Source organism: Endozoicomonas sp. ALB091 (genome assembly GCF_049310265.1).
Lineage (GTDB): Bacteria > Pseudomonadota > Gammaproteobacteria > Pseudomonadales > Endozoicomonadaceae > Endozoicomonas.
Genome location: NZ_JBLYNQ010000008.1, coordinates 420,992 through 444,874, shown reverse-complemented (window position 1 = coordinate 444,874; position 23,883 = coordinate 420,992). Strand labels below are relative to the sequence as shown.

General features: G+C 49.3%; 15 protein-coding genes. 7 read left to right on the top strand and 8 right to left on the bottom strand.

Translation table 11 applies throughout. The features are described 5' to 3' along the window. Positions 1-743: 743 nt before the first annotated feature. Positions 744-1,724, bottom strand: a complete 981-nt coding sequence (locus tag ACO6UX_RS18475) for a transposase (protein WP_422449846.1) — start codon at positions 1,722-1,724, stop codon at positions 744-746. Positions 1,725-2,251: 527 nt separating this feature from the next. On the opposite strand from ACO6UX_RS18475, the gene mutL reads away from it, so the two are divergent. Then, positions 2,252-4,216, top strand: coding sequence for a DNA mismatch repair endonuclease MutL (gene mutL, locus ACO6UX_RS18470; RefSeq protein ID WP_422449845.1), 1,965 nt, complete (start codon positions 2,252-2,254; stop codon positions 4,214-4,216). A 142-nt stretch (positions 4,217-4,358) separates the two neighbouring features. Here mutL and napF read toward each other — a convergent pair whose 3' ends face one another. Together napF and ACO6UX_RS18460 are read right to left on the bottom strand one after the other, a co-directional pair. After that, complete coding sequence (gene napF, locus ACO6UX_RS18465) at positions 4,359-4,919, bottom strand: ferredoxin-type protein NapF (protein WP_422449844.1); 561 nt, start codon at positions 4,917-4,919, stop codon at positions 4,359-4,361. 241 nt (positions 4,920-5,160) lie between these two features. Beyond that, entirely contained in the window at positions 5,161-6,483 is a 1,323-nt protein-coding gene (locus tag ACO6UX_RS18460; protein ID WP_422449843.1) for a TatD family hydrolase, read from the bottom strand. Between the two features lie 569 nt (positions 6,484-7,052). Here ACO6UX_RS18460 and ACO6UX_RS18455 point away from each other — a divergent pair. Continuing rightward, a complete protein-coding gene (locus tag ACO6UX_RS18455) occupies positions 7,053-8,909 on the top strand; it encodes a hypothetical protein (protein WP_422449842.1) in 1,857 nt (618 codons plus the stop codon). 86 nt (positions 8,910-8,995) lie between these two features. Here ACO6UX_RS18455 and ACO6UX_RS18450 read toward each other — a convergent pair whose 3' ends face one another. Further along, entirely contained in the window at positions 8,996-9,277 is a 282-nt protein-coding gene (locus tag ACO6UX_RS18450; protein ID WP_422449841.1) for a hypothetical protein, read from the bottom strand. 180 nt (positions 9,278-9,457) lie between these two features. On the opposite strand from ACO6UX_RS18450, the gene ACO6UX_RS18445 reads away from it, so the two are divergent. Next, positions 9,458-9,742: a hypothetical protein gene (locus ACO6UX_RS18445; protein WP_422449840.1), complete on the top strand. Its 285-nt coding sequence runs from the start codon at positions 9,458-9,460 to the stop codon at positions 9,740-9,742. Between the two features lie 81 nt (positions 9,743-9,823). On the opposite strand, the gene ACO6UX_RS18440 is transcribed toward ACO6UX_RS18445, so the two are convergent. Further along, positions 9,824-13,750, bottom strand: a complete 3,927-nt coding sequence (locus ACO6UX_RS18440) for an ankyrin repeat domain-containing protein (protein ID WP_422449839.1) — start codon at positions 13,748-13,750, stop codon at positions 9,824-9,826. A gap of 494 nt (positions 13,751-14,244) precedes the next feature. On the opposite strand from ACO6UX_RS18440, the gene ACO6UX_RS18435 reads away from it, so the two are divergent. The 4 genes from ACO6UX_RS18435 (at position 14,245) to ACO6UX_RS18420 (ending at position 19,809) form a co-directional block, all read left to right on the top strand. Continuing rightward, on the top strand, positions 14,245-15,768 hold the full coding sequence (locus ACO6UX_RS18435) for a hypothetical protein (protein WP_422449838.1): 1,524 nt from the start codon (positions 14,245-14,247) through the stop codon (positions 15,766-15,768). 64 nt (positions 15,769-15,832) lie between these two features. Beyond that, the gene (locus ACO6UX_RS18430; RefSeq protein ID WP_422449837.1) at positions 15,833-15,955 is read left to right on the top strand and encodes a hypothetical protein; all 123 of its coding nucleotides are present in this window, start codon (positions 15,833-15,835) and stop codon (positions 15,953-15,955) included. A 67-nt stretch (positions 15,956-16,022) separates the two neighbouring features. Beyond that, complete coding sequence (locus ACO6UX_RS18425) at positions 16,023-16,433, top strand: hypothetical protein (RefSeq protein WP_422449836.1); 411 nt, start codon at positions 16,023-16,025, stop codon at positions 16,431-16,433. 364 nt (positions 16,434-16,797) lie between these two features. After that, positions 16,798-19,809 carry a pilus assembly protein gene (locus tag ACO6UX_RS18420; protein WP_422449835.1) on the top strand — a complete coding sequence of 1,004 codons (3,012 nt, stop codon included), beginning with the start codon at positions 16,798-16,800 and terminating at the stop codon, positions 19,807-19,809. 119 nt (positions 19,810-19,928) lie between these two features. Here ACO6UX_RS18420 and ACO6UX_RS18415 read toward each other — a convergent pair whose 3' ends face one another. From ACO6UX_RS18415 to ACO6UX_RS18405, 3 genes are read right to left on the bottom strand one after another with little or no spacing between them, the layout of a single operon-like run. Then, positions 19,929-20,771, bottom strand: coding sequence for a dimethyl sulfoxide reductase anchor subunit family protein (locus ACO6UX_RS18415; protein ID WP_422449834.1), 843 nt, complete (start codon positions 20,769-20,771; stop codon positions 19,929-19,931). A gap of 2 nt (positions 20,772-20,773) precedes the next feature. Further along, positions 20,774-21,394, bottom strand: a complete 621-nt coding sequence (locus ACO6UX_RS18410) for a DMSO/selenate family reductase complex B subunit (RefSeq protein ID WP_422449833.1) — start codon at positions 21,392-21,394, stop codon at positions 20,774-20,776. 21 nt (positions 21,395-21,415) lie between these two features. After that, positions 21,416-23,845, bottom strand: a complete 2,430-nt coding sequence (locus ACO6UX_RS18405) for a DMSO/selenate family reductase complex A subunit (RefSeq protein ID WP_422449832.1) — start codon at positions 23,843-23,845, stop codon at positions 21,416-21,418. Positions 23,846-23,883 lie beyond the last annotated feature (38 nt).

The following is a 23,883-nucleotide window of genomic DNA, read 5'->3' as shown; positions in this document are numbered from 1 at the left end:
GACAAAGAAAAAAAATAAAAAGAAAGAAGAAATAAAAGGACACCCATTTTTTAAAAAGTGAAAAGAATATTTAATCTATTCATTTTTAAAAATGCTAGCATTGATTGTTCTAAGAAGTCCTCATTCATACCAAGCAGGAAGAGGACAAAAAGTGCTCAGCAACAGCCAGTTAGAAGATACTATCGAGACAATATAAGAAAGAGTTCTCAGAAAACTCTGGCCACATTAAAGTAAATGAAAATGTGTTGATCAGGCAGGATAGAGATTACTGCTCACAGACATACCATGAACCCAGCATTTTCCGGTGCTTTCTGCATAAGACTTCAGTGAAGCCAGCTTGCCGACTGCGCGGTGAAAACGATTATGCCAGCGAGGAGAAAAAGAGGACACCCATTTTTTGACAAAGAAAAAAATAAAAAGAAAGAAGAAATAAAAGGACACCCATTTTTTAAAAAGAAGAAATAAAAGGACACCCATTTTTTAAAAAGAAGAAATAAAAGGACACCCATTTTTTAAAAAGAAGAAATAAAAGGACACCCATTTTTTAAAAAGTGAAAAGAATATTTAATCTATTCATTTTTAAAAATGCTAGCATTGATTGTTCTAAGAAGTCCTCATTCATACCAAGCAGGAAGAGGACAAAAAGTGCTCAGCAACAGCCAGTTAGAAGATACTATCGAGACAATATAAGAAAGAGTTCTCAGAAAACTCTGGCCACATTAAAGTAAATGAAAATGTGTTGATCAGGCAGGATAGAGATTACTGCTCACAGACATACCATGAACCCAGCATTTTCCGGTGCTTTCTGCATAAGACTTCAGTGAAGCCAGCTTGCCGACTGCGCGGTGAAAACGATTATGCCAGCGCATAGTCTGCAGCCATTCATTTGGGTCAATACCCAAGCGCTCCAGGATAGGTGGTACATCGTCAGTTATACGACCACGTTTGCCTTTGCGGATAATTCGGCCAGACCAGTCAACCAGTTCAAAATAGCTACTGAGTGGGTATGGAATCGCCTGTTCAGGGTTTTGCCCCTGAGCTTTTAACGGTTTCAAGTGTGCCTTTTGTTTTTTTCCGTTTGCGCTGTCGTATGTCTCAATGCGCTCTTTAATAGAGGTATGTTCTGAGGTTTCCAGTGTTGCAGCAATTTTTGCCCGGATGGGGTTTAAGTCGACATAGGCCATGCAAGTCAGCAATGCTGCCTCATCTAACAGGGCCTGACTTTTGTAACGACCTTCCCAAAAGCGCCCTTTGCACTCATCTTCTTTATTGGCCAGTCGGGCTAAGTATTCGTTAAGGCAGCGCATGAACCAGCTGATATCCATTAAGCGACCTCGGTACTTCTGGGCATATTCTTCGACACGCAGCAGCTCTGCTTTGCCCAGCTGATCGCCGGCAAGATAACGCTGAACCAAGTGCGGGCCAGAAAACAGCTGCGTCCAGCGTTGTAAGACTTTTTTGGTGTCCCATTTTTTGGCTTGCTGACTATTGATATGGAGCACCACATGATAATGATTCGACATAACCGCATAAGCACAGACTTCCAGGGCAAAAATACCAGAAAGTGCCTTCAACCGATCAACCACCCACTGCCTGCGATGCTCATAGTTTTTACCTGAGAAATTGTCTTTGCCGCATAGGAAAGCCCTGCGAACACAGCGTGCCATGCAGTGGTAGTAGGGCGTATTGGCTGGATCTATGAGGTTTTTTCGGGCAGTCGTCATGTCATTTTATTGGTTAGGGGTATTTTATTGGTTACTGGGTATATGTCCGTAATGCCCTTGAGAGGCTCCAGAAGAAAAATAGACAGTGTGGCCGATTAGTCAAATTTTAGGTGTCCTTTATTTCCGCTTGTCTTTGGGTGTCCTTTATTTCCTTTTTTCCGCTTCCTTTATTTCCGCTTGTCTTTGGGTGTCCTTTATTTCTTTATTTCTTGGGTGTCCTTTATTTCTTCCTTTATTTCCTTTTATTTTTTCTTCTTTATTTTTTCCTTTTATTTTCCCTTTCTTTTGGGTGTCCTTTATTTTCTTCTTTCTACCGGTACCTGTTGGACAGAATGATCTGTGAGTTGCAAACGGTCATTGTGTACATCCCCCCCGCATCATGCTGAACAGTAAACATGTAAAGAGTACCCTTTAACTGATAGTCTTGCTCAAAACTCGATATTCGATGGTAAAAACCGGGGAAACTTCCTCCCGGTATTGTTACATTAGGCTGGCCTGAGAACTCTTATTGGACCCAATAATCGACCATGAAACCCATTCGTCTTCTTGATAACCGACTGGCTAACCAGATCGCTGCCGGTGAGGTGGTGGAACGTCCGGCTTCAGTCGTCAAAGAACTGCTGGAAAACAGCATTGATGCCGGTGCCAGGCGTCTGACGGTTGAAGTGGAAAATGGCGGTGTCAAATTGATCCGTATCCGTGATGATGGTCATGGCATACCCAGGGATGAGTTAGCACTGGCACTCTCCCGCCACGCCACCAGTAAGATATCTGAACTGGAAGACCTGGAAGGTGTGGCTACCCTCGGATTTCGCGGGGAGGCGCTTGCCTCCATCAGCTCAGTTTCCAGGCTCACCCTGACGTCTAATGTGGCAGAACAGGCGTCAGGCTGGCAAGCCCGAGTGGAAGGGCGGGATATGGAAGCGCAGGTTATGCCCGCACCGCATCCGGTGGGAACCACCATAGAAGTCAAAGACCTATTTTTTAATACGCCGGCCCGTCGTAAGTTTCTCCGTACTGAAAAGACCGAATTTTCTCACCTTGAAGAGGTGGTTAAGCGCCTGGCTCTGTCCCGCTTTGATGTAGGCTTTACCCTCCGCCACAATCAACGCAGTGTCCATCAGCTTCGTCCCGCAGTTACACAGGCGGAAAAAGATCGCCGGGTAGCTGCACTTTGCAGTCCCAAATTTATTGAACATGCGGTTATTATTGATGTTGCCGCCTCTGGCCTGAAACTGTACGGCTGGGTGGGGCTGCCTACGTTCTCCAGGGCCAGTGCTGATCTGCAGTACTTCTTCGTTAATGGTCGTGTTATTCGGGATAAGCTGGTGGCTCACGCAGTTCGTCAGGCCTACCGTGATGTACTTTACAGCGGGCGTCATCCGACATTTGTCCTCTACCTGGAATTGGATCCGGCCATGGTGGATGTCAATGTGCATCCTACCAAACATGAAGTCCGTTTTCGGGATGGCAGAACGGTTCATAACTTTCTGTTCAGTACTTTAAATCGTGCCCTGGGTGAAGTTCGCCCGGAAGATCAGCTACCACCCACGGTTTTGACCAATCCGCCTCAACCCACGGCATCGGGTATTGAGGCCGGTGAGTTTCAGGGGCAGGAAGCCATCCAGCTTGCAACCGCCCCGACAGCATCCGGCAGTACCGGGCATTATGCCAATCAAAGCTTCGGTGGTAGTGGCAATCATGACCGCCGCCCTGCTTTATCAGAAGCGCCATCGCCCGGGCAGGTTAAACGACAGATAGAAGCCTATAGCCAGCTATATGCCAACTCAGCAGAGCCTGTAACTGCCAGTCAGGCGAAAGCCGTGGGTGACCATGCGGTACAGGAACCCGGCGTAGCATTTTCAGCTCAGGTGTCGGCGCAGCCGTTGCCGGAACATGACTCTCTGGCACCGCCTCTTGGCTATGCCATTGCCCAGCTGAAAGGAATATATATTCTCTCGGAAAATGACCAGGGGATGATTCTGGTGGATATGCATGCCGCTCACGAACGGATTACCTATGAGCGCATGAAGCAGTCCTATCAGGAACAGGGGATTCGTGCCCAACCATTGCTGGTACCTAAATCTGTATCGGTGAGTGAACGTGAGGCAGACTGTGCAGAAGAAAACAGCGAATACTTTACCCGTCTGGGACTGACCCTGGAGCGGATGGGGCCGGAAACGCTGCTGGTGCGTCAGATACCGGTGATGCTGCAGAATGCCGATGTTGAGAAGCTATTGAGAGATGTACTCTCAGACTTGATGCAACACGGTACCAGCGACCGCATTGAAGCCCATATCAATGAAATACTGGCCACCATGGCCTGTCATGGGTCGGTGCGGGCTAACAGAAAACTGTCCATTGAAGAGATGAACGCCCTGCTTCGGGATATGGAGCAGACAGAGCGCAGCGGACAATGCAACCATGGTCGCCCAACCTGGACCATGCTCACTATGGATCAATTGGATAAGTTGTTTTTGAGGGGGCGCTAGGAGCCTGTCCGAGAATAGACTGCCCTACTGCGGTGGCAGCAAATTGGTCTAAAAATTCCGTTTTGTTCGGCAAATAGCCCCGCTATTCACCTCACAAAACGAAATTTTTATCCTCAATTTTCTGCCATCCTCGCTACGGGCGCTATTCTCGGACAGGCTCCCAGGAAGCTTTGGCCATAACCAATACATGACTGTAGCAATCCAGAGCACACTCGCCACAGCCACTGCAGAGACTGAGGTCTATCACCGGCTTATTATCCGCAGCAAAGCTGATCGCCTGTTCAGGGCAGGTTTCCTCACAGAGGTTACAGTACATCCCCAGTTCTGCCTGGCAACTGCCAGCAAGTTGGGGAATCACCTGCCGCTTTTTCCCTTGTTCACGGCTCAGGGCTCCCGATGGGCAGGCATCAACGCACTGTCCACAAAAGTCACAACGACCGTAAGAAAGGTCCAGTACAGGACGGCCAGAAAGAATCTCTTCTTGCTCATCGGATTGTCCCAGCACCCGCATTGGGCATTGCTCAATACACTGATCACACTCGGTACACAGCGCCAGAAACAGTGTGTTATCTACTGCCCATGGCGGCCGTGGATAGCGGCTATTGGGGATCACCTGCTCGGGTTCAGGGGCGAAACGCCGGAAAAAAGCCCGCCTTGCCGGGGATACCAACTGTTCGTCTTCTGTTCTCTGTATATCGGACACGACTTAACCAGAAGCCTGTAGGCTTGAAAATTGTGACCCAACATACGCTGTTTGAAGAATGATTAAACCGGTATTTATACGTGACACTTTTCGCCCTGTGCTCCTTTGCCTTGTTTGGCTTGAATTTACAGCGTATCCAGTCAAAAACAATCGGGATGAATAACATTTGGTTGGCTAATTTTTATATCTTATTGATTGATTATTGCCCAATCATTTTAACCAGTTATTTACCGATGCGGTGTCAGTCGACGAGTGAGAATATCCGGCGGGCATTTTCTGTGGTTGCAGCAGCAATCTCTTCTCCATCCACACCCAGGACCTGGCTCAGCGCATGGATCACATAGGGCAGATTGGCCGGTTCATTATCACGTTGTCTTTTGCCACGACCACCACTGCCATGATCAGGCTGCCGGGGCATAACCAGATAAGGTTTTAAAAAAGGTGCATCGGTCTCAACCATCAGCCGGTCACGCAGGGCTTCCCAACCGAAAGAGCGCAGCGCACCCACCAGATCTTTATTACGCGTGTTGCCGATCCAACCGGTAATCCCGATGGAACAGCCCAGATCAAGATAAGCCTGCAGCTGCTCACTGTTACCGGTGAAGCAATGAACGCAGGCCATGGCTGGAGAAGGCAGTTGATTTATGTAGTCTGTCAGAATTTCAATGAATTGCTTATGGGCACCCCGCTCATGCAAAAACAGTGGCTTTTTCAGTTGTACCGCAAGCTCCAGCTGCTCTCTGAACACATCTCTTTGGACATTTTTGGGAGACCACTCACGCACAAAGTCCAATCCACACTCACCTACTGCAATACAGTGGCTGCCGCCCCGTTCAATAATTTTTTCCATTTCCGGTATGCCACCATCTTGCTTAAAATTCCTGGCTTTGTGTGGATGGCATCCCACTGTGTAATACAAAGAGCATCGGGAGGAATCGGCAGACGCACAGGCTCCAGCGGCCCTGGTAGAATGCGGAGATTGCTTCAGCCATTTATCCACGGTTTTCTGCACCTTTTTTGCTAAAGCAATAGAAGTACCCGTTATCATGATGCGACCTACGCCTGACCGGGAAGCATCGGCAATAACCCGGGACAAGTCATCAAACCTGTGTCCGATGAGATTGGCTCCGATATCAACCAATGGCGTCTTGTATCGAGGCCTGAACTCCGCAGGCGTCAAATTCGCCTTGCTCAACTCTGGTCGGGCAACTAACTGAAAATCAGAAGAATCACGACCTCTGGCAGTAACATCAGGCGATGCAGCTGTCTTGGTTGAGCGCTGGCAATGACGGGACTTCAGCCCCCTGTCGGGCCTGGTCTGCTGCTCCTGGACGGCAGGATAGGCCGGGTTGTCCAGGTATCGGGATGCACAGGGGGATGCACCTGAAAAAGGCTTATCAGAAGCACCTGAGCGCCTCTTCTTTTTTTTATTTTTCCGGGCTTTTGACGAACTGCCTTCTTGCCAGACTTTCAGATCCGATTCGTTGGCAGCCGCCTGCTTACCTTCGTTGCTAACGTCATGAGAGGAAACGGGATTGGATGACGTGATATTGGCCGGAGTCATATTAGTCAGCTCGCTCCTGTCTTACATCATTAGAAGTTACCGTCAACATTTTCACGGCACACAGGCACTTTTAACTTGAACGATCAGGCTAGTGAACGGATACGACAATTGCCACTGTACACGACAATATTCATGGTGTGTTCTCCCATCTGACCAGGCTGAGAAAACGACAGTATCAGTATGGTACTGGTTAATGCTGATAATAATTCAAACGGTATTGGCACCTGTTTAACCCAATAAGCACTGTGCATTATGAAATCATGAATATCTGCTCTGGTGTGTATCGTTGCAGTGCAGATATCCCCGATTTCTGGCTTATCCACATAGAATAAAGCCTTATCAGCATCACTTTTTCTCTATAAATTATTGAATTATCCCTTTAAAAAAACCTTGGCACTGACTTTGCACAAGCATCAATGGAATATCTATTAACTGACCTCAAGGAAAGGGATTTATGGCTTACATTAGAACCCAGCGAGTTTTCATGGAAAATACAGTTTTGAACTTATAGTTAATCAAAAGGTCATAATTTTAAGGTACTATTACAAATTCAGGGTAGTTTTCAGGGCATGTTTAATTCTCCTTTATCAATGGGCAATGGTTTTCCTTCTTTTTTAAATTTTAACGGAGGAGAAGGTACTTTAATCACAGATGCAACCCAGCCCCGTGTTTTCAATACGCCAACTCCGGGTTTGTGTCAGTCTGAGCCAATGTCAATGATGCCCGGACAGAGTATCACTACTCAATTACAACAAAGGAATATCAAGGCAACAGAGACAACACACTGCAATATAAATCCGGTAATGCATGCTGCCCCTGCGGATCACAGGCAATTCATAAATTCCCCCCAGCACCGTAAAGAAACGCCCCCCATGTTGACGTCTAGCGGGATCTACAATCCAAATTTACAACGCTCCCCGGGTTATCGATTCAGTTGCCCAGATCAAAGTGCGTCATTTTTGCAATCACCACCAGTTTCCGGCCTGCGCCCTGATAGTCAGGATCCTTTATTGTCGTCCGGTGTACTCATCAGATCCAATCGTCCCCCATTAATGTCAGACGCCTCTCCAAAAGCAACGGCTCCCCGTTTACCAAGTCAACGACTGGCTCATTTCTCCCCCCCCCCTGTAGAGGCTAATCTGCCCCGACAGGTTTCCCGGGTTTCGCTTCAGCTGCCTCTGCCTCCAAACCACCCTCTGGTTTCGCAGATCAATGCTGCAGTGTTAAGTGCACCAGCGACTCCCGATTTGACCTTCAGGCCGACCCTGGAAATCGGTAACCACAATGCATCAACGGTGCCCCCCCACAACCCTGCAAGAAAATCCTCGCGGCTATTGTCAGTTGTAGCACAAGCCATTTCTAACACCGTCATTCCTCAGCTTAAAACGGAGATAAACAGCACGGTCAAAGCTATAATGCCTGATGTAATGCGGGAACTACTGGGGGAACAAATCAAAAATGAGGTAACCAATGCTGTCAAAGTTATGATGCCCTTATTACAGCAACAAATAAATCAAGTTGTTTCATCATCAATAACAGCAACTATTCCGGGCATGCAACCCCGTCTTGTAAAATCGGTTTCAGAAGCAATCAGGCCATTATTAGAAACCAGGCTGGAGGAAGCAAACAAACAACTTCGAGAACATACCGATAAAATACTGGCAGAAACCACTGAAAAGCACATTAAGAACGCATTTGAAGAAAATTTTTCTCAATACCAGGCACAGCAGAAAAAAACTAAAGCAAGTTCTTCAAATTCATCAAACTGGGTTCTGGAAACCCTGAATGGCCCTCCTCCTCTGAAAAAAATGCGTACTTCGGGCGAATCGATTCCTGTTGCTGATCCTGAAGTTGAGAGCAGCCAGATTAATGTATCAAAATTAAGCAGTGAAGTGAGTAAGTTCATGCGTATTAAAGAACTGAACAACAATGAGTGCACTGTCGGAAAGATTCTACAACTGGCAGCTCGATTAATTGATGATGATAAGGAATTACTGCTCCGGGCTGCAAAGCCAAGAGCAAAAAGACCACGCACAAACCTGAATCATCATGAACGAATAAAATTAGAAAAAGATAGAAAAAGAAGAATGCAGAAACAAATTAATTCAGGGATAGAGGAACTTGGAAACAGTGTTAGACGATTTTCGGAACAACATCTTAAAGAAACAAGACCGGGTCACGATAGCACCCCTGGTGAAATCATTGAACAAGCATGCTCTATCCTGCGTGATAAAAATAAAAATACTTTGGAAGTGCCGTCTATTAAAAGGAAAGGTTTACGCAGTGCGGGAAAAGGTATAACTCTCAGTGAATATTACAAAAACCTTAAGGCATTATTAGCTAAAGAGAAGAGTAAACCGGAAGATACCGGTTCTTTGGAAAACAGTGAAGCAGATACACCGTTGGCATCAAAAGAATCGTCGTAAAAGAATAAGCAGGAAAATAAACAATAAATTTTCTAAATTGCAGCCTAAACCCTTAACGTGCGGAAACAGTACAGGAAATAATTTTTTCATTGGGACAGGTTATGGAATAGGGCAAATTCATCCAGGGATGCCTCATTCAGGGCCAGATGTTCACTATCAAGCTCATCATCAAAGCAGACCTGGACAGATCCCTTGTGCTTGCAATAAACAACCAGAGGCAACGGCTGTTTAATACCCAGTGCCTGTTCACACTGACGTTTTGTCCGCAAGATATCAGCAATGCTTCTTGATGGGGTACGCGCAACATAAAAGCATTTGATGTCTGTTATACCAATTCCACCTTCTAAATATGATAACGAGCAAGTCATTTTGGACCGCTGGGCAAGGCGGAATGACGAGTAATAGCAGGGCTATTGCGAGGAATTCCAACGAAGATCCAGCGGTTCAAAATGGCTGCGCAGTTCATATTTAGAAGGTGGAGTTGGTATTACGTCATAGCAGAAGCCGTGTGGGCCGAGCCGACCAAATAGGCAAATAAACGGGATGAATTGCTGGAACAACTCAACGTAGTCCGTCGCAACGGGGCCGATGACAAAACCGTCGCTGATCTTTTTACTGAAATACTAAGCCGTCTTGCCAGACGACAGGCGCAGTTAGAAGAAATAAAAGCTTGCATGGACTCGGGATATGTCAGCAAGGAGCATTACCATCGTTCGCAACAGGCTTTTACCGCTGAGCTCGAAAGGGTTGTTCGCAGAGAACCCGCTTATCAGGAGCAGCAGAGAGAGCGACCCAAGTGTTACCAAAGCGTTTACGCAAAACCAGACAAATAGGATGAAGTTCCTTAAGCCGCTTTGGCTATCTATATAACAACAGCCTCCGGAGCCAGGGAGGCTCTGGTGGTTGTATGGGGATTAGTGCCTTTTTACGCCAGAGGGCTTTTGATAGTCTGTCGATTGAGAGGGCACGGTGTTTCCCAGCAAGCCCTTTAAAAAGAGACAAAGTTGCTCTGTCTGCTGCCGATCAGCACTGGGCTGCTCCGTCAGTTTCTCTGTTGCCAAAGTAAGCGCTGACTCGACAATAACCGGGAGATTTCTGTTCGCTTTTCCTGCCCAATAGTTCACCACCATTTTGGCAATATCGGGATGCTCAAGGGCTACGTCATACAGAAATACCTCCGGTTCGGAGTTGATATCAACATCAATGTTGATCAGTTCACTGACCACCTTGCGATGGCCACGGCGTGCCGCATCGCTCAGGCATCGGCCAAGGGGATCCGCCATCTCCTGGTTGCCCGCGAGTGTCTCGAAAAGTCGGTGATTTCCTCCATCAGCAGCGCGAACCAGCACACTCATTATGCGGTCATGCTGTTCAGCCACAATTTGCCAAAGCTTTGACCGCACCGATTCTTGTAATGTCAGTTGCTGGTCACAAATAACGTCGTCAACATTGTCAGTGATCGAGACAATGGAACGCACCACTCGTGTAAAGCTATTTTCAGCGAACATAATGGCGGCCAGCAGCAACGGATGCAGACCTCTGCCAACATCCGCAGCGTTCAGTTTAATCCCGGCCCTGACAAACTGGTGCAGCTTGTTCTCGTCTACACGCTGCACAATCCGAATCAGACTCGGGGTAGCCCGGACACCCAGTTGCCAGAGTTCTCGCAACAGATCGATATTTCCCGTTTGGGCAACACCAAGCAGGAGGTCGCTAGTGCCATTGAGCCGGGAGAGATCCCATTGAACATGTTTCATCCCATGCACCGCGTCCAGCAGCAGCTTGACCATTGGCTGCCGGTCCAGACCAATGGCCAACACCAAAGCATCGGTCAATACCCTTGAAAGATCTCTGTTGATGTAACCACCGGAGTGTTGGCTCGATGCAGCAGGGGTGTTGGCAGTCGGGCCTGACCGTGTCAAGAAAGCCAGAATGGACCGGACACTGTCATGGCAGTTCTCCTGTATTGCCTGAGAGAGGAGAGAGCCCCTGGTCTCGTCGGTGATATCAAGATCGGCTCCGGCGCGAATCAATGCCCGGATAACAGCTTCATTCCTTTCCAGATGAGTCTGATGGTCATTGATAGCATCATCACAGGATTTTATCCTCACATTGCCATGACCCGGCGGCTCCTCAACTATATCCCGCTGCCTGCCTCCCTGTCGGTTAAGGGCGGGGGAATCTTCCGGCTTCCCCTTTCTGTTTGCATCCCTGTTTGCATCCCTGTCCTCAGCCAAAATGATCTGCTTTGCTGTCAGCACACTCTCCAGATCGGTACGGACTTGTTTGCTCATGGCCAAAATCGACACCAGGATAGTCCTGAGACCAGCAGCTCCGGACTCACGCTCAACATCCACCAGCGATGAGAACACTGGCGGATTGTCCACCTCACTGAAAATCAGTGCCTTAACCTGGCTGTTTCTTTCTTCAATATTATCAAAAGACGATAGCAGTACTGACAGGGCTTCCGTTTCCCGGGCTTGTGCCGCAAGTTTAATGTCATTAGCGGGATCAATACCATTGTTCATGAGCATTTTAACCTTCTCTTCCTCCTTGCGTGCTGCCGCTATCAGCAAGCCCGACGCCGACCAGCAACGGCTTTTATCCATACCGGCCTTGAGAAATTCATCAACCACCTGCAACTCGTTATCGCCAAGCGCCATGGCAAAGGCAATCTCAACGCTGAAGGTTGTTTGCGTGGCGAAGACACTGACCACCTGACGCTGTTCGCTCACAGCAGCCTGACGGAACAGTTGCCGGAACTTTGTGCCACCAAGGTCAGCTATACCCAGCAAAGGCCTGAGCATTTCAACGTCTGCCCGACCAACCGCTGCGGTTACTTCACTTTCAATATCTACGCCACCTGTCGCTTTGATCAGCTGGTTAGCGATCGATTTATAGCCTTTTCGGACAGCAATGGAAAAGGCGGTTTTCCCTTCCATATTCAGCAGATCAGCTATTGCCCCCCTCTCCAGCAATAGCTGAACCATCTGCAGGTCTCCTCTGTCAGCAGCAGCGTGCAGCAAAGGCAAGCCATTGCAATCGGTGATATTAGGATCGACCCCGACAGTCAGTAGCGTTGCCAGCATTTTGTCATCGTTATTCTTAAGGGCTTCAGAAAGAATGGTCACTGTTTTACCGACATCCATTTTATCTAACAGCCGTCTGATAGCCGGTTCACCGTAGCCAGGTTGATTACGCAAATAACTAATGACCCGCTGCATCTCACGGAACATTTGTCCCGCCCCCGGGTAGGAAGCCAGCAGTGATCGCAATTCCGTTTCAGTCCCTTCCCTGGTCGACCGGACAATAATATTGACACGTTGGTCAGGCCCCAGAGCGTCATGCAACATACTGACCACCCTGGCATGGCTATTGCGTGTGGCTATAACCAGTGGCGTGTCAGCTGGACCATCCCCGCCATTGGCATCAATGCCGGCATTGAGCAGGGCCTGTACCAGTCCTTCATCACCACTTTGTGCAGCAAGCCTTAAATAGTGACCACCGTCATCTATGTTCCTGGCCAGTAATTGTTCAAACAGTTCCAGTTGACTTTTAGAAACGGCCAGCACCATGGCGTCCAACAAACACGCCCCTGATTTGAGCAACGCAGCAATGGCGGGTTCATTATGCTCACGGACACAGATGAGCAGCGCGTCTGCCAGCGTCACAAACGCTGTCAGTTCCCGCAATGCGCCGCGGTGTTCTTGTTGTGCAGCAAGGATTATTGCCTCAATGAAATGGCCATCCCTGATGATGTTGCGAAGCTCAGACGATGCCTTAAAATCACAGAGCAGCACCCTGTTCCCTGCCTTTGCAGCCATGAGAACAATCTTGCCACCACTGAGTCCGAGGCTGAGCAGGAAATTTATCATTGCCGGGCTGTGGTCAGCCCTAATGACATTTTGGGCTATCGGATAGGGATCAACGCCAGCGGCCAACAGCGATTTCGCCTTTTTCTTGTCCTTTCGTTCAATTGCCCGGAGCAGGTGCAAATCGGCAAACCCCAATTTATCGCTCCTGATCAGCATTGCCAATGTGCCTTCATCATTGTCTTCCAGGGCATGCGTCAGTGACTGTCGAAACATGTTCGGGTTAACGGCCATCTTCTTAACACACGTTTCATGATTATGTTCAGCAGCCACCAGAGCCAGAGGTACAGGCCCCTGATAAAGGACTGTTTCCTGAGTGGTACTAAAAGTATCCGGGGCTTGCTGTGCAATCTCCTGAAGCATGTCCTGATCGCCAATGACACAGGCCTGAACCGCCAGTAGCTCTTCAATTCCAGAGCGCAAATCTTCATGACGGCGCTTCAACCCCTGACTGACCAGGGTCGGTAAATCAGGAATAATATGGTCTTCACTGCCCCTGATACGCGCATCATTAACTGAGCTTGCTGGCAAGCTCGTTGAGCCGCTTGCCATTGTTGTTGTGCTGTTATTGCTCCCCTCTGCGCCACCCTGATCGTTTTCGGATGAGCTTGCCTGCCGACTGTTAGTACGCTTTTTCAGAAAGTCAGCAAGATCCGGTAAACAGTAACCGGTGCTGTGGCTATTGCTATAAGCCAGGGTGTTCAGATTAACGACAGGCAGGGCATTCTGTCGGCAATGCATACAGCTCAAATAAGTCTGGCATGGTTTGACGGGAACCGTACAGGCCTCCCTGCCCTGAATGCTTAATTCATTGGCTTTCCACTTTTCCATGCAATCGAAGTGAAAGGGTTGTTTGCAACAATGGGTCACGACAAAATCATTAAACCGGGCTTCCAAATCATCTTCTAAGCAAAAAGGGCATTGAAAATTTGATTTGGTCGCTGTAGCTGGTGCATTGACTGAATCCACAAATGACTCCACTGTTGTTTTTAAAGTCGATCTTAAATTTGTATCAACGCACCTTGTGACAATTTCTAATAGTCAAAGTTCATTATCCCTGCCTCTTTAGTTTCTTTTAAGCCTGAAATCATGATTACGTTTAAGTAGTTAACCAAATGGAATCGTATATTTCTGGCTAAGTGGTCAGTTACTATGCAAGGCACAACGTAGGGAGCATAGCCGTAGCTATGTGACCGTAGTTGTAACGCCGCACGACTGCATGGATGCAGGAGCTAGAGCAACGCAGGAGCAGTTGCCGGGAGTGACTGTCCACTTAGTCAGAAAATACGATTTCATTTGGTTAACTACTTACCTTCATGCACCCTGATCAACCTGAATGAAGAGTTTGTCTGCCGGGAAAATATGGGCGTTTTCTTTCTTTCTGACTATCTTGATTACCGATGATCAGGGTTTGATCAGGCGAAACTGATAATAATTATTGTGCATTCACGAGTCCGGAGTTTATGAATAACCTATCACTCAGTCAGCCGGCGGCATCAAGTGCGAATATTTCTACACCGATGCTGGATATTCCAGGTGGGAAATCGAAACCGGGTAAAGGGCTATTTAAGGGCAAGATAGCAAAAGCAGTGTCAGCTGCCAGGAAGCGGGCACAAGACAAGGGCAACATAATAACAGGGTCGTCAGCACTGAAACAGCCATTGAAACAACTCCGGGAGGCTGGCGAACAAAGACTCAGGAAACTTGCCAGTAAGAACTACCTTGACTCTGAAACGGCTGAAAGTGTGTACAGGAAAAACATCCCTGTATTTGCCCGACACTATCAAGATGCACTGAATGCCTATGTGCAGAAGGGTTGCCAGTATTACGAATATCTTATGGGTTATCTGGCAGGAAACCCGGAATATTTTGTCTTCAGACTGCCGGAAAGCACTGAGGACGAACTTTCCGTTACAGTGACACACATGCGGCCAACATTTGAAGAATTTGCAGAAGAAATAGCAAGTTTACTGGAAGGGCACGGGTCGGGTGGAACATTAGCAAAGGAATTAATAAAAAGTCTTGAGCCTTTGGGTTTGTCGTTGTCTCCGGCAATGACCAAAAGAACCTGGTCAGTGCATCTGAAAGCCGCGGGGATTGCCGATTCATCAGAGCAGCCTGAGACGGCTCGTGATAACAACAGCCCTCCCGCCGTCAGTCAATTTCAACGCACCGATAGTGAGGAACGATTAAGAAACAAAGCATTGGAAGAAAAAAAACTAAAAGAAGAAAATTTAAAAAAAGAGCTGGCGGGCAACATTCAGAAACTGCGCCAGGAGAATGGGCTTGCAGTTGAGAAATGCACAATAACCAAGCGTGTTGCTGAAGAGATTTGTCGTTTTGATTCCTGTTGGCAAGAGCCTGTGGGGTTATCCGATTATCGGGAATTTCGTGTTGCCAGCACCGCTGATGACCTTGAAAAACTGAGTCTGGAAATGCTAGTGGCTGAAGAGAACTCGCTTAAGTTCAAGAATCAGAAGCTACAGGAATACATAGCTTCAATATGGGAAAGTTTTCCCGTTCCATCGGATCAGCGCCAGCGCCCTATGGTTCGGTTTAAAGACCATTATTCCGTGAAGGAGGTACTGACTGAAGCAACTGAAATACTGGATCAGCCTGCACTGCCAACCTGTCGATCGGGTGGATTGATCAAGTCACGACTGTTTGCTTCCCGGTACGCGCGGGAGCAGGAAGTGCGGGAATCAATGCTCGATGACCTTCAGCACTTGAACGCCCTTGGTGAAAGTCTTAAAGGGTTTGACAGCCTTGCACAAGCCGCTGAAAACTCCGCATGGTTTATGAATCTGGTTGGCGAGTGTCTGAGAAAAGAAATGCCTCAACCTCTATTGACACTGGGAAAGATCAAGACTTCATCGGATTTTCGAAAAACATGGAAAGAAAAGCTGGAGCAATGGGGTATTGAACGCATTGATAAACCCTCCCCTGCACTTCAGGAACAACCAGTAACCGGTCAACTGGCTGAATAAACAGGCCACCCTATATCTGTTCAGGATCCGGCCAGGAAATAATGCCGCTGCCCCGGTGCATGGCGTGGCACGGTTGCAGGTGCTTAATGGTGTTGTTTCCGGGGGGACTGCCGATATTGATCAGTACATGACGGCTGCTGCCGTCAGTGGGAAGAAGCTGGTTCTGGGAGTCAGTGTTCTGGTCTGATTTACCAGATAGAGAACAATGCCATCAATGAAGTTTGCCCGGTCAGGCCAGAGCATGGGGGAGATTTATGTTACTGAGCAAACACCATGACAGTCATGTCCGCTACTGGCTATTGGCTGCCATGACAGGAATATGGCTGTCATGCCTGGCGGTCCATGGCAACGCATCGGGCAGGCAAGTTGACCAGGAGTTCGGCAAGATAGAAGTTGAATTTCGCAATGAAACCAGTGGCTTGATCTGGGCCTACCCCTGTGCAACCTGTCTGCCAAAACGATTGGTCTTTGACCAGCGGTTGCAAGTGGGCAGACTGGGCGCTGGTAGTCAGAAGGCAACCTTGCAGGACTTGCGGGACCTGGAGGACTTGCAGGAGTCCCGGGACTCCCCGGAGCAGCCTGCGCTGGTGATCTGGATTGAAAATACGGCTCAAGTCTTGCAAGTTCTGTTGATCACACCACCGCAGGGTTCGGCACCGGAGTAAGGAACTGTCAATTCTGCTATTGCCTGATAAAAGTATCACCCTTCGTAGATATGAGCATTGGCTGGGCATAACAACAGAACAGTGGATAAAAATGTCAGGAATGTTTAGCAACGATCATTCAAAATATGAATATTCAGAATACTCGCAGACCATCTCTCGATGGTTAAGGACATCAGCGTGTTTTCTGCTCTCCCTGATTTTATCTTGTGAACTGGCGGCAAATGATATTGATCTGTTTGTTGCCGACCTTCCCACTGGAGCCCAGCCCAATGTGATGCTGATTATGGATACATCAGCGAGCATGTTCGCGAGGCCCGAGGTATGTGGTGTTTTTGGGAATTGTCAGTATTCTGGCCCCTCCCGCATGGATATAGCCAAGCAAGTGGCCAAGGACTTTATCAGTGATGCACAGAATATCAACATCAGTGTAATGAGATTTAACTATGATGAGGGCGGCCGCGTTATATTCGCATCTGAAGATATTGACACGGGCCGACAAGGGGCTATGAATGCCATTGATAGTTTGAGTCCCAATGGCTTTTCACCAATGGCTGAAACGTTGTATGAAGCCTACCTTTATTTTTCGGGGCAGTACACAAAATTCGCGTCGAACCCCTTTGGCAGCGATTTCCGTGCCTATTGGAATCCAGGCGCGAATTATCGTTCCCCCATTGTCACAGAATGCCAAAAGAACAATATCATCTTGCTGACTGATGGCGCACCTTCCTATGATACCAGTGCTGATGTTGACATTGAGCGGATGATCGCGGGTAAGACCATACCAAGTCATTTGTACCACGATTGTCACCAATGCCTTAATGAAATTATCTGGTATATGGCCAATCATGATATTCACAGCGGTTTTAATGGCGACCAGAACGTCTTATTAAGCGTTATTGGCTTTGGTGAAATGGATCAATGGTCGTCAGATGTACTGTCCAATTCCGTCAGGGCCGGTAACGGGAAGTACTACCGGGCAGAGGATGCTAACCAGCTGAGTCAGGCGTTTGCCGATATTATGGTTCGGGTCAATTCGGAATCCACCTCATTTGCTTCACCGACCGTCCCCGTCAATGCGTTTAACTCCCTTGAGTCCACCGATGAACTTTACTACACCGTTTTTGCCCCTAGCTCCGGACCAGACTGGACGGGCAACCTGAAACGTTACCGTTTGGGTGATGATAATCAGATATATGATGCCAACGGGAATCTGGCCATTGATCCGGTGACTGGCTTTTTTTCTGACAATGCCCAGAGTTTCTGGAGCGCTGCACCGGATGGTAAAGTCGTTACAGCCGGTGGGGCTGCATCGCTTTTGGATCCGGCGCGACCGATTTATACCAATTTAACTGGCGACAGGGATGTGGAGCTGTCAAGCGATTCGAATAGGGTCAACGAAGGCAATTTTGTTTCTTTTCCTGACGGTACTCTGGGCGTTACTGGTATGTTGGAGAAAATATCGCTGCTGCAGTGGGCACGGGGCATTGATATTGATGACGACGATGGCGATGGTGTGTTGATAGAACCACGGTTCAGTATGGGTGACCCTATTCATACTCAGCCGGTCATTGTTACTTATAACCCCTGGGGGTGGCATGGTGATGTGGATAAAACCATTTTTTTTACCACCAATGATGGTTTTCTCCATGCTGTGGATACCAGTGGGTACACTACTTTCTCGTTCATTCCCAAGAAATTGCTGGGCAACCTGCGAATGTACCGGGAGGGGACGGTTCGCCCGGCGATATCCGGTGCGCCAACATCGGATTCACAGTGTGTGTGGAATTACCAGGTACCCGGTGCCTGTGTGCCGGCCCGTTATTGTGAAGAAAGGTTTGAGTGGGGAGATTTAAACCTGAGCGAGAGTTGTCGTCTTATCCCCCCGACACCCACGAACGATGATGAATGCGATTGGGATTGGTCAAGAGCAAGGTGTGCACATCCTGAATATTGTAAATGGCATTACAACTTTCCACACTTGGTCGGCGACACTGTTTGTGATATCAGGCCCAGGCATGAATGGCCAGCTCCACCACCGGAGCCCGACCCTGGCAGAGCCAAAATATATGGCATGGATGGACCGATAACTGTCTTTTTCAGGGACTGGAACGGCGATGGCAACATAACGGACGGTCATGGGCATGCCTACTTATTCCTGACCATGCGCAGGGGAGGCAGTAATATCTATTCTCTGGACGTCACTAACCGGAATACCCCGAAGCTTAGATGGGTTATCAAAGGGGATGTGGATTCCAATAACAAGGCTGACGACGATCCATCCAGAAATCCCGACTTTTCGGAGTTGGGACAAACCTGGTCAAAGGCGCAGTTAACGAAGGTCAAGTGGCAGGGGTCTGAACGGTATGTGTTGCTGTTTGGCGGGGGCTATGACGAAGATGCTGACCAGCAAGCGGAAATTGAGGAAAACGACATAGGCCGGGCAATATATATGGTCGATGCCTATTCCGGTGAAATGCTTTGGCATGCCGGCAAAAACGGTAACCTGAGCATCCCGGAAATGGAATACAGTATTCCGGCAGATCTGACATTGGTTGATATCAACCAGGATGGCCTGACCGATTACTTTTATGCAGTGGATATTGGCGGTCAGGTGTTCCGTATTGATATCAATCCCGATAACACCGGGTCCTGGAATTTCGCCAATGGTGGTCTGATTGCCCAATTGGCAGGCGAGTCTGAAGTGGATGCCCGGCGTTTTTTTGAGGCACCCACTGTAGCCGTTGACAGCAATCGCGAATATCTCAATATCGCCATAGGCAGCGGTACCCGCCCCAGCCCCATGAATACGGCGGTGGAGGATCGTATGTATGTAATTCGTGACCGCAATATCTTTAACAAGCCGACCACTTACCGGTATGCCAACGGTGGGGTCATTACTGAGTGGTCACTGTACGATGCGACCTCCAACATCATTCAACACGGTAACCAGTGGGATAAAAATGCGGCACTGGGCTCTTTGAGCGGAGCTGCTGGCTGGTATATGAGACTGGAAGATCCCGGCGAGAAAATCCTGGGCCGGGCCTCACTGATCAATGGCATGCTGCTGTTTAGCTCTTTTGTTCCTCAAATGTCCTCTAACAGCTGTAATCCGGGCGTCGGGCTCAATTATTTTTATGCCGTGAATATTGAGGATGGTACTAGCGTGTTGAATGTATCCGTTATGGAGAATATGGGCTCACACGGTCGAAGAATGATACTGAACAGTCGCTCCATTGCGCCTCAACCCTCTGTGATCTCCAAAGGCGGAGAAATGAAGGTGTGCATCGGTTCTGAATGCCTTGTCGGTGAAGACCAGCGTTTGGAACCGGCCAACCTGAAACGTCTAAAGCGAAGTTTCTGGAGAGAAAACCGGTGAACAGTTGAGGGTAAAAAGAACCAGCAGAACCTGAAAAGCCCTGTATAGGGATTTTCAGGCTATTGTGCTTATAACTGCAGGTGTCCTGCATTTACTCGCTTACATAATAATTATATTGATCACATAGACGACAGATGTAGATCATAGAAGAAGATACGACCACACAGTTCAGCGGTGAGCACCAGGACGGTACTCACCCCTGCCAGACCTGCCGATGAGTTATTACCACGAGTGGCAGCCATCACCCAAACGCCCAGACCGGCAAACAACAGACCGAGACGGGCCAGCATCAGACGACCGTGGTAGTCAAACAGACCCAGCGGATTAGCAAACAGATCAACCTGCCCCAGCCAGAACAGGTACAGCGGGTACCCCACCAGCACCAGACCCAGGGTGATAAAGCCCAGGGTGGCCAGTGCACGATCAGTGTTTTTCTGGAATGCACCCAAAGAGGCCGACTGACTTCTCAGCATCAGCGCCGCTGCCGGGATACCCACCACAAAAGCGGTCATAACAAACTGGAAGATGGTCCAGCCGCTGTTCCAGGCAGGCACTGTGGCCAGGGTGTACACATTGGCAATGGCCAGCAGTAACAGCACGCCCAATACCATGGCTCCCGCCAGAACCAGCTTCTGCAACTTTGCCAGGATACCGAAGTGCACCATGGCCACATAAGTGAAGACAGCACCACCAAACAGCGAAGTGGTGATGATCTCAACACTCAGTGCCGACAGATGTTCCAGACCAAAAATAACATTCATGGCACGCAATGGCTGACCCAGGTGAGTCATGGCCGCAGCGCCGGAGACACCCAGCAGCACCAGAGCCACCATCAGCAGTTTATTCAACAGCTGCTGACGGCGGGCATCACTGTTCGCCATCAGCAGGCAGGCCAGTACCAGGAACAGGCCAACGGTGCCCTGTGCCAGCACCGTAAAAAATACCAGTGGCAACTCATGCATGGTTATACCTCCCGAGTGTTCATAATGCGTCCGGTCTTGTCACCGGAAGGTTTGGCATGACGGCTCGCCTTCATCACCAGCGATGGCTCAGTCAGAGAGGAGTCCGTCAGTGGCGCGATATCCGCTTCCGTGCCGTATTTGGCACGCAGCTCATCAATCGGACCAAAATCCAGGGCTCGCAGCGGGCAGGATTCGATACAGATCGGCTGCTTGCCCTGCTCAACCCGGTCGAAACAGCCATCACACTTGGTCATGACTTTCTTCTCGGCATCAAACTGCGGTGCGCCATAGGGGCAGGCCATTTCACAGTAACGGCAGCCAACACAGACGTCGGCGTTAACTACCACCAGGCCATCCTGGTCACGCTTATGCATGGCACCGGTTGGACAGGCCTTGGTACAGGCTGGCTTGGCACAGTGGTTACAGCTGATGGAGGTGTAATAGGCAAACACGTCCTGGGCGTAGGTGCCGTCTTCGTTCTGAAACCAGCTACCACCGCCGTATTCATAGACCCGGCGCCAGTTCACACCGACTTTCAGGTCATTCTCATCTTTGCACGACAATTGACAGGTTTTGCAGCCCGTACACTTGGCCGTGTCGACATAAAATCCCAATTGTTTCATCGAACTTTAATTCCTATCCTGTTATGCCCTGGCAATTTCAACCAGATTGGTGTGCATCGGGTTACCCTTGGACAGCGGCGTACTGCGCTGAGTGGTCAGCACGTTGAATGAGCCACCACGGTCAACACCGTCTTTACCCGGTGCGTACCAGGCACCTTCGGCCAGGGCAGCAACACCCGGCATAATCCGGGGGCTGACTTTAGCCGGAACCCGGGTCTCGCCACGGTCATTCCAGACTTTCAGCATGTCGCCATCTTTGATTCCCCGGGCCTGTGCATCTGCCGGGTTCAGCCACACGGCATCGGTCACTGCTTCACGCAGGAAAGCGACGTTGTGGTATGTGGAGTGCACACGGCCCTTGGTGTGAAATCCAATCAGCTGCAGCGGATACTTCTCAGTCAAAGGATCCAGATGGCTTTCCCAGGTGGTGACGTACTGTGGCAGCGGTGTCACCACATCCCCTTCCGGCAGCTCCCACTCGGCGGCAATGGTCGCCAGTTGTTCGGAGTAAATTTCGATTTTCCCGGATGGGGTTCCCAGAGGATTGTTCACAGGATCCTTACGGAAACCTTCCAGAGCGATGCGAATATGCTTCGGTGCCAGCTGTTTGTAGGGACCGTCACGACGCAGGTCTTCCAGTGTTGGCACCTGAGGCTGTTCTTTACGCATCTGCTCGTACAGTTCCGCCACCCACTGCTCATGGGTCTTGCCTTCTGTGTACTGCGCTTCCAGACCAAAGCGTTTGGCAATACCTGCACAGATGTCGTATGCACTGCGGCACTCGTACATCGGGGCAATAGCAGGCACCAGCGGAATCACCGCGCCCAGAGTGCCCGAGGCATAGCCGTTGCTGGCCACTTCATAATTTTCAATGGTGGTGATATCCGGCAGCAGAATATCCGCGAACCGTGCGGTAGGTGTCATATGGTTTTCAAACACCAGGATAAACTCACACAGGCTCTCATCAGACAGGATCTCTTTGGTCCGGTTGATATCAGAGTGCTGGTTAACCGTGATATTGCCCGCATATTGCCAGATGAATTTGATCGGATTCTTCAGTGACGTGCCGCCCTGCAGAGCATCGGTCTTATCCGTCATTTCATGGTGACGATGAATCGCATCTGTCCATTTGAAGAATGGAATCGCCGTCTTGATCGGGTTGGTACCCATGGGCAGGGTTTTCACCGGGAAGCCATAGTTTCCTGGCATTTCGCCGGTGTTGGTGCCGGCAAGGCCAATATTGCCGGTCAGAATTGGCAGCATGCAGATGGCACGGCTCGCCTGTTCACCGTTGGCCTGACGCTGAATACCGGTACCCTGAATAATGTAGGCAGGTTTGGCCCTGCCAATTTCCCGGGCCAGCTGAATGATTTTTTTCGCTGGAATACCGGTAATTTTTGCCGCCCACTCCGGGGTTTTCTCGATGCCATCAGCACCTCGGCCCAGAATGTGCGCTTTGTAGTGGCCATTCTTCGGTGCACTGGCTGGCAGCGTTTTTTCATCATAGCCAACACAGAACGCCTCGAGGAATGCTTCATCCACCATCTTCTCGTTGATCAGCACCCAGGCCATGGCTTCTACCAGGGCAGCATCGGTCCCCGGGCGGATTGGAATCCACTCAGACTCTTTGCCCAGCATGGTGTCGGTATAACGCGGGTCAATGATGATGGTACGCACATTTTTGCTGTTCACCGAGTTGATGTGCTCGTAGATTTCCCCACCGCCACTCATGCGGGTCTCTGCCGGGTTGTAACCAAACATGACCAGCAATTCTGCATTGGCGATTTCACTGGTGAAACTGCCGAACGCCGCTGGACGTCCACCGCCATAAGTAAACGGCAGCGCACGTTGAATCTGTCCCCAGCTGTAGTTACCGTAATAAGGCAGAAAGCCACCGAGCATATTCAGCAGGCGCTTGGAGGCAAAAGGACCGTCGGTTTTATAGCCCTGGGTTCCGGAGCCATACTGATAATAGATCGCATCGTTACCGTAAGTATCGATGGTGTACTTTAACTGTCTGGCGATGGTATCCAGCGCCTCATCCCAGCTGATGCGCTCAAAGCGGCCTTCGCCACGCTTGCCAACCCGCTTCATGGGGTATTTCAGACGATCAGGGTTGTATACCCGTTGCTTGATAGAGCGACCGCGCAGACAGGCGCGAATCTGATGATCACCGTATACGTCATCGCCCCGGTTATCCGATTCAACATGGGTGATAACGCCATCTTTGGTATGCACCTGGAGAGGACAGCGGCTGCCACAGTTCACCATACAGGCAGACCAGGTCACCTTGTCTCCAGCGGCTCTTGCCTGCGTTGAATCCGTTGCCATGGCTTTCAGAGGCAACGCATTGCCAGCGACAACAGCGGCACTCCCCGCAGCAGTCCCCCACTTGATAAACGTTCTTCGCTTGATGACAGACGACAGCGCACTATCGAGAAGTTTCTTCATTTATTTTACCGTTATCACTAAAACCGGAAACCAGCACA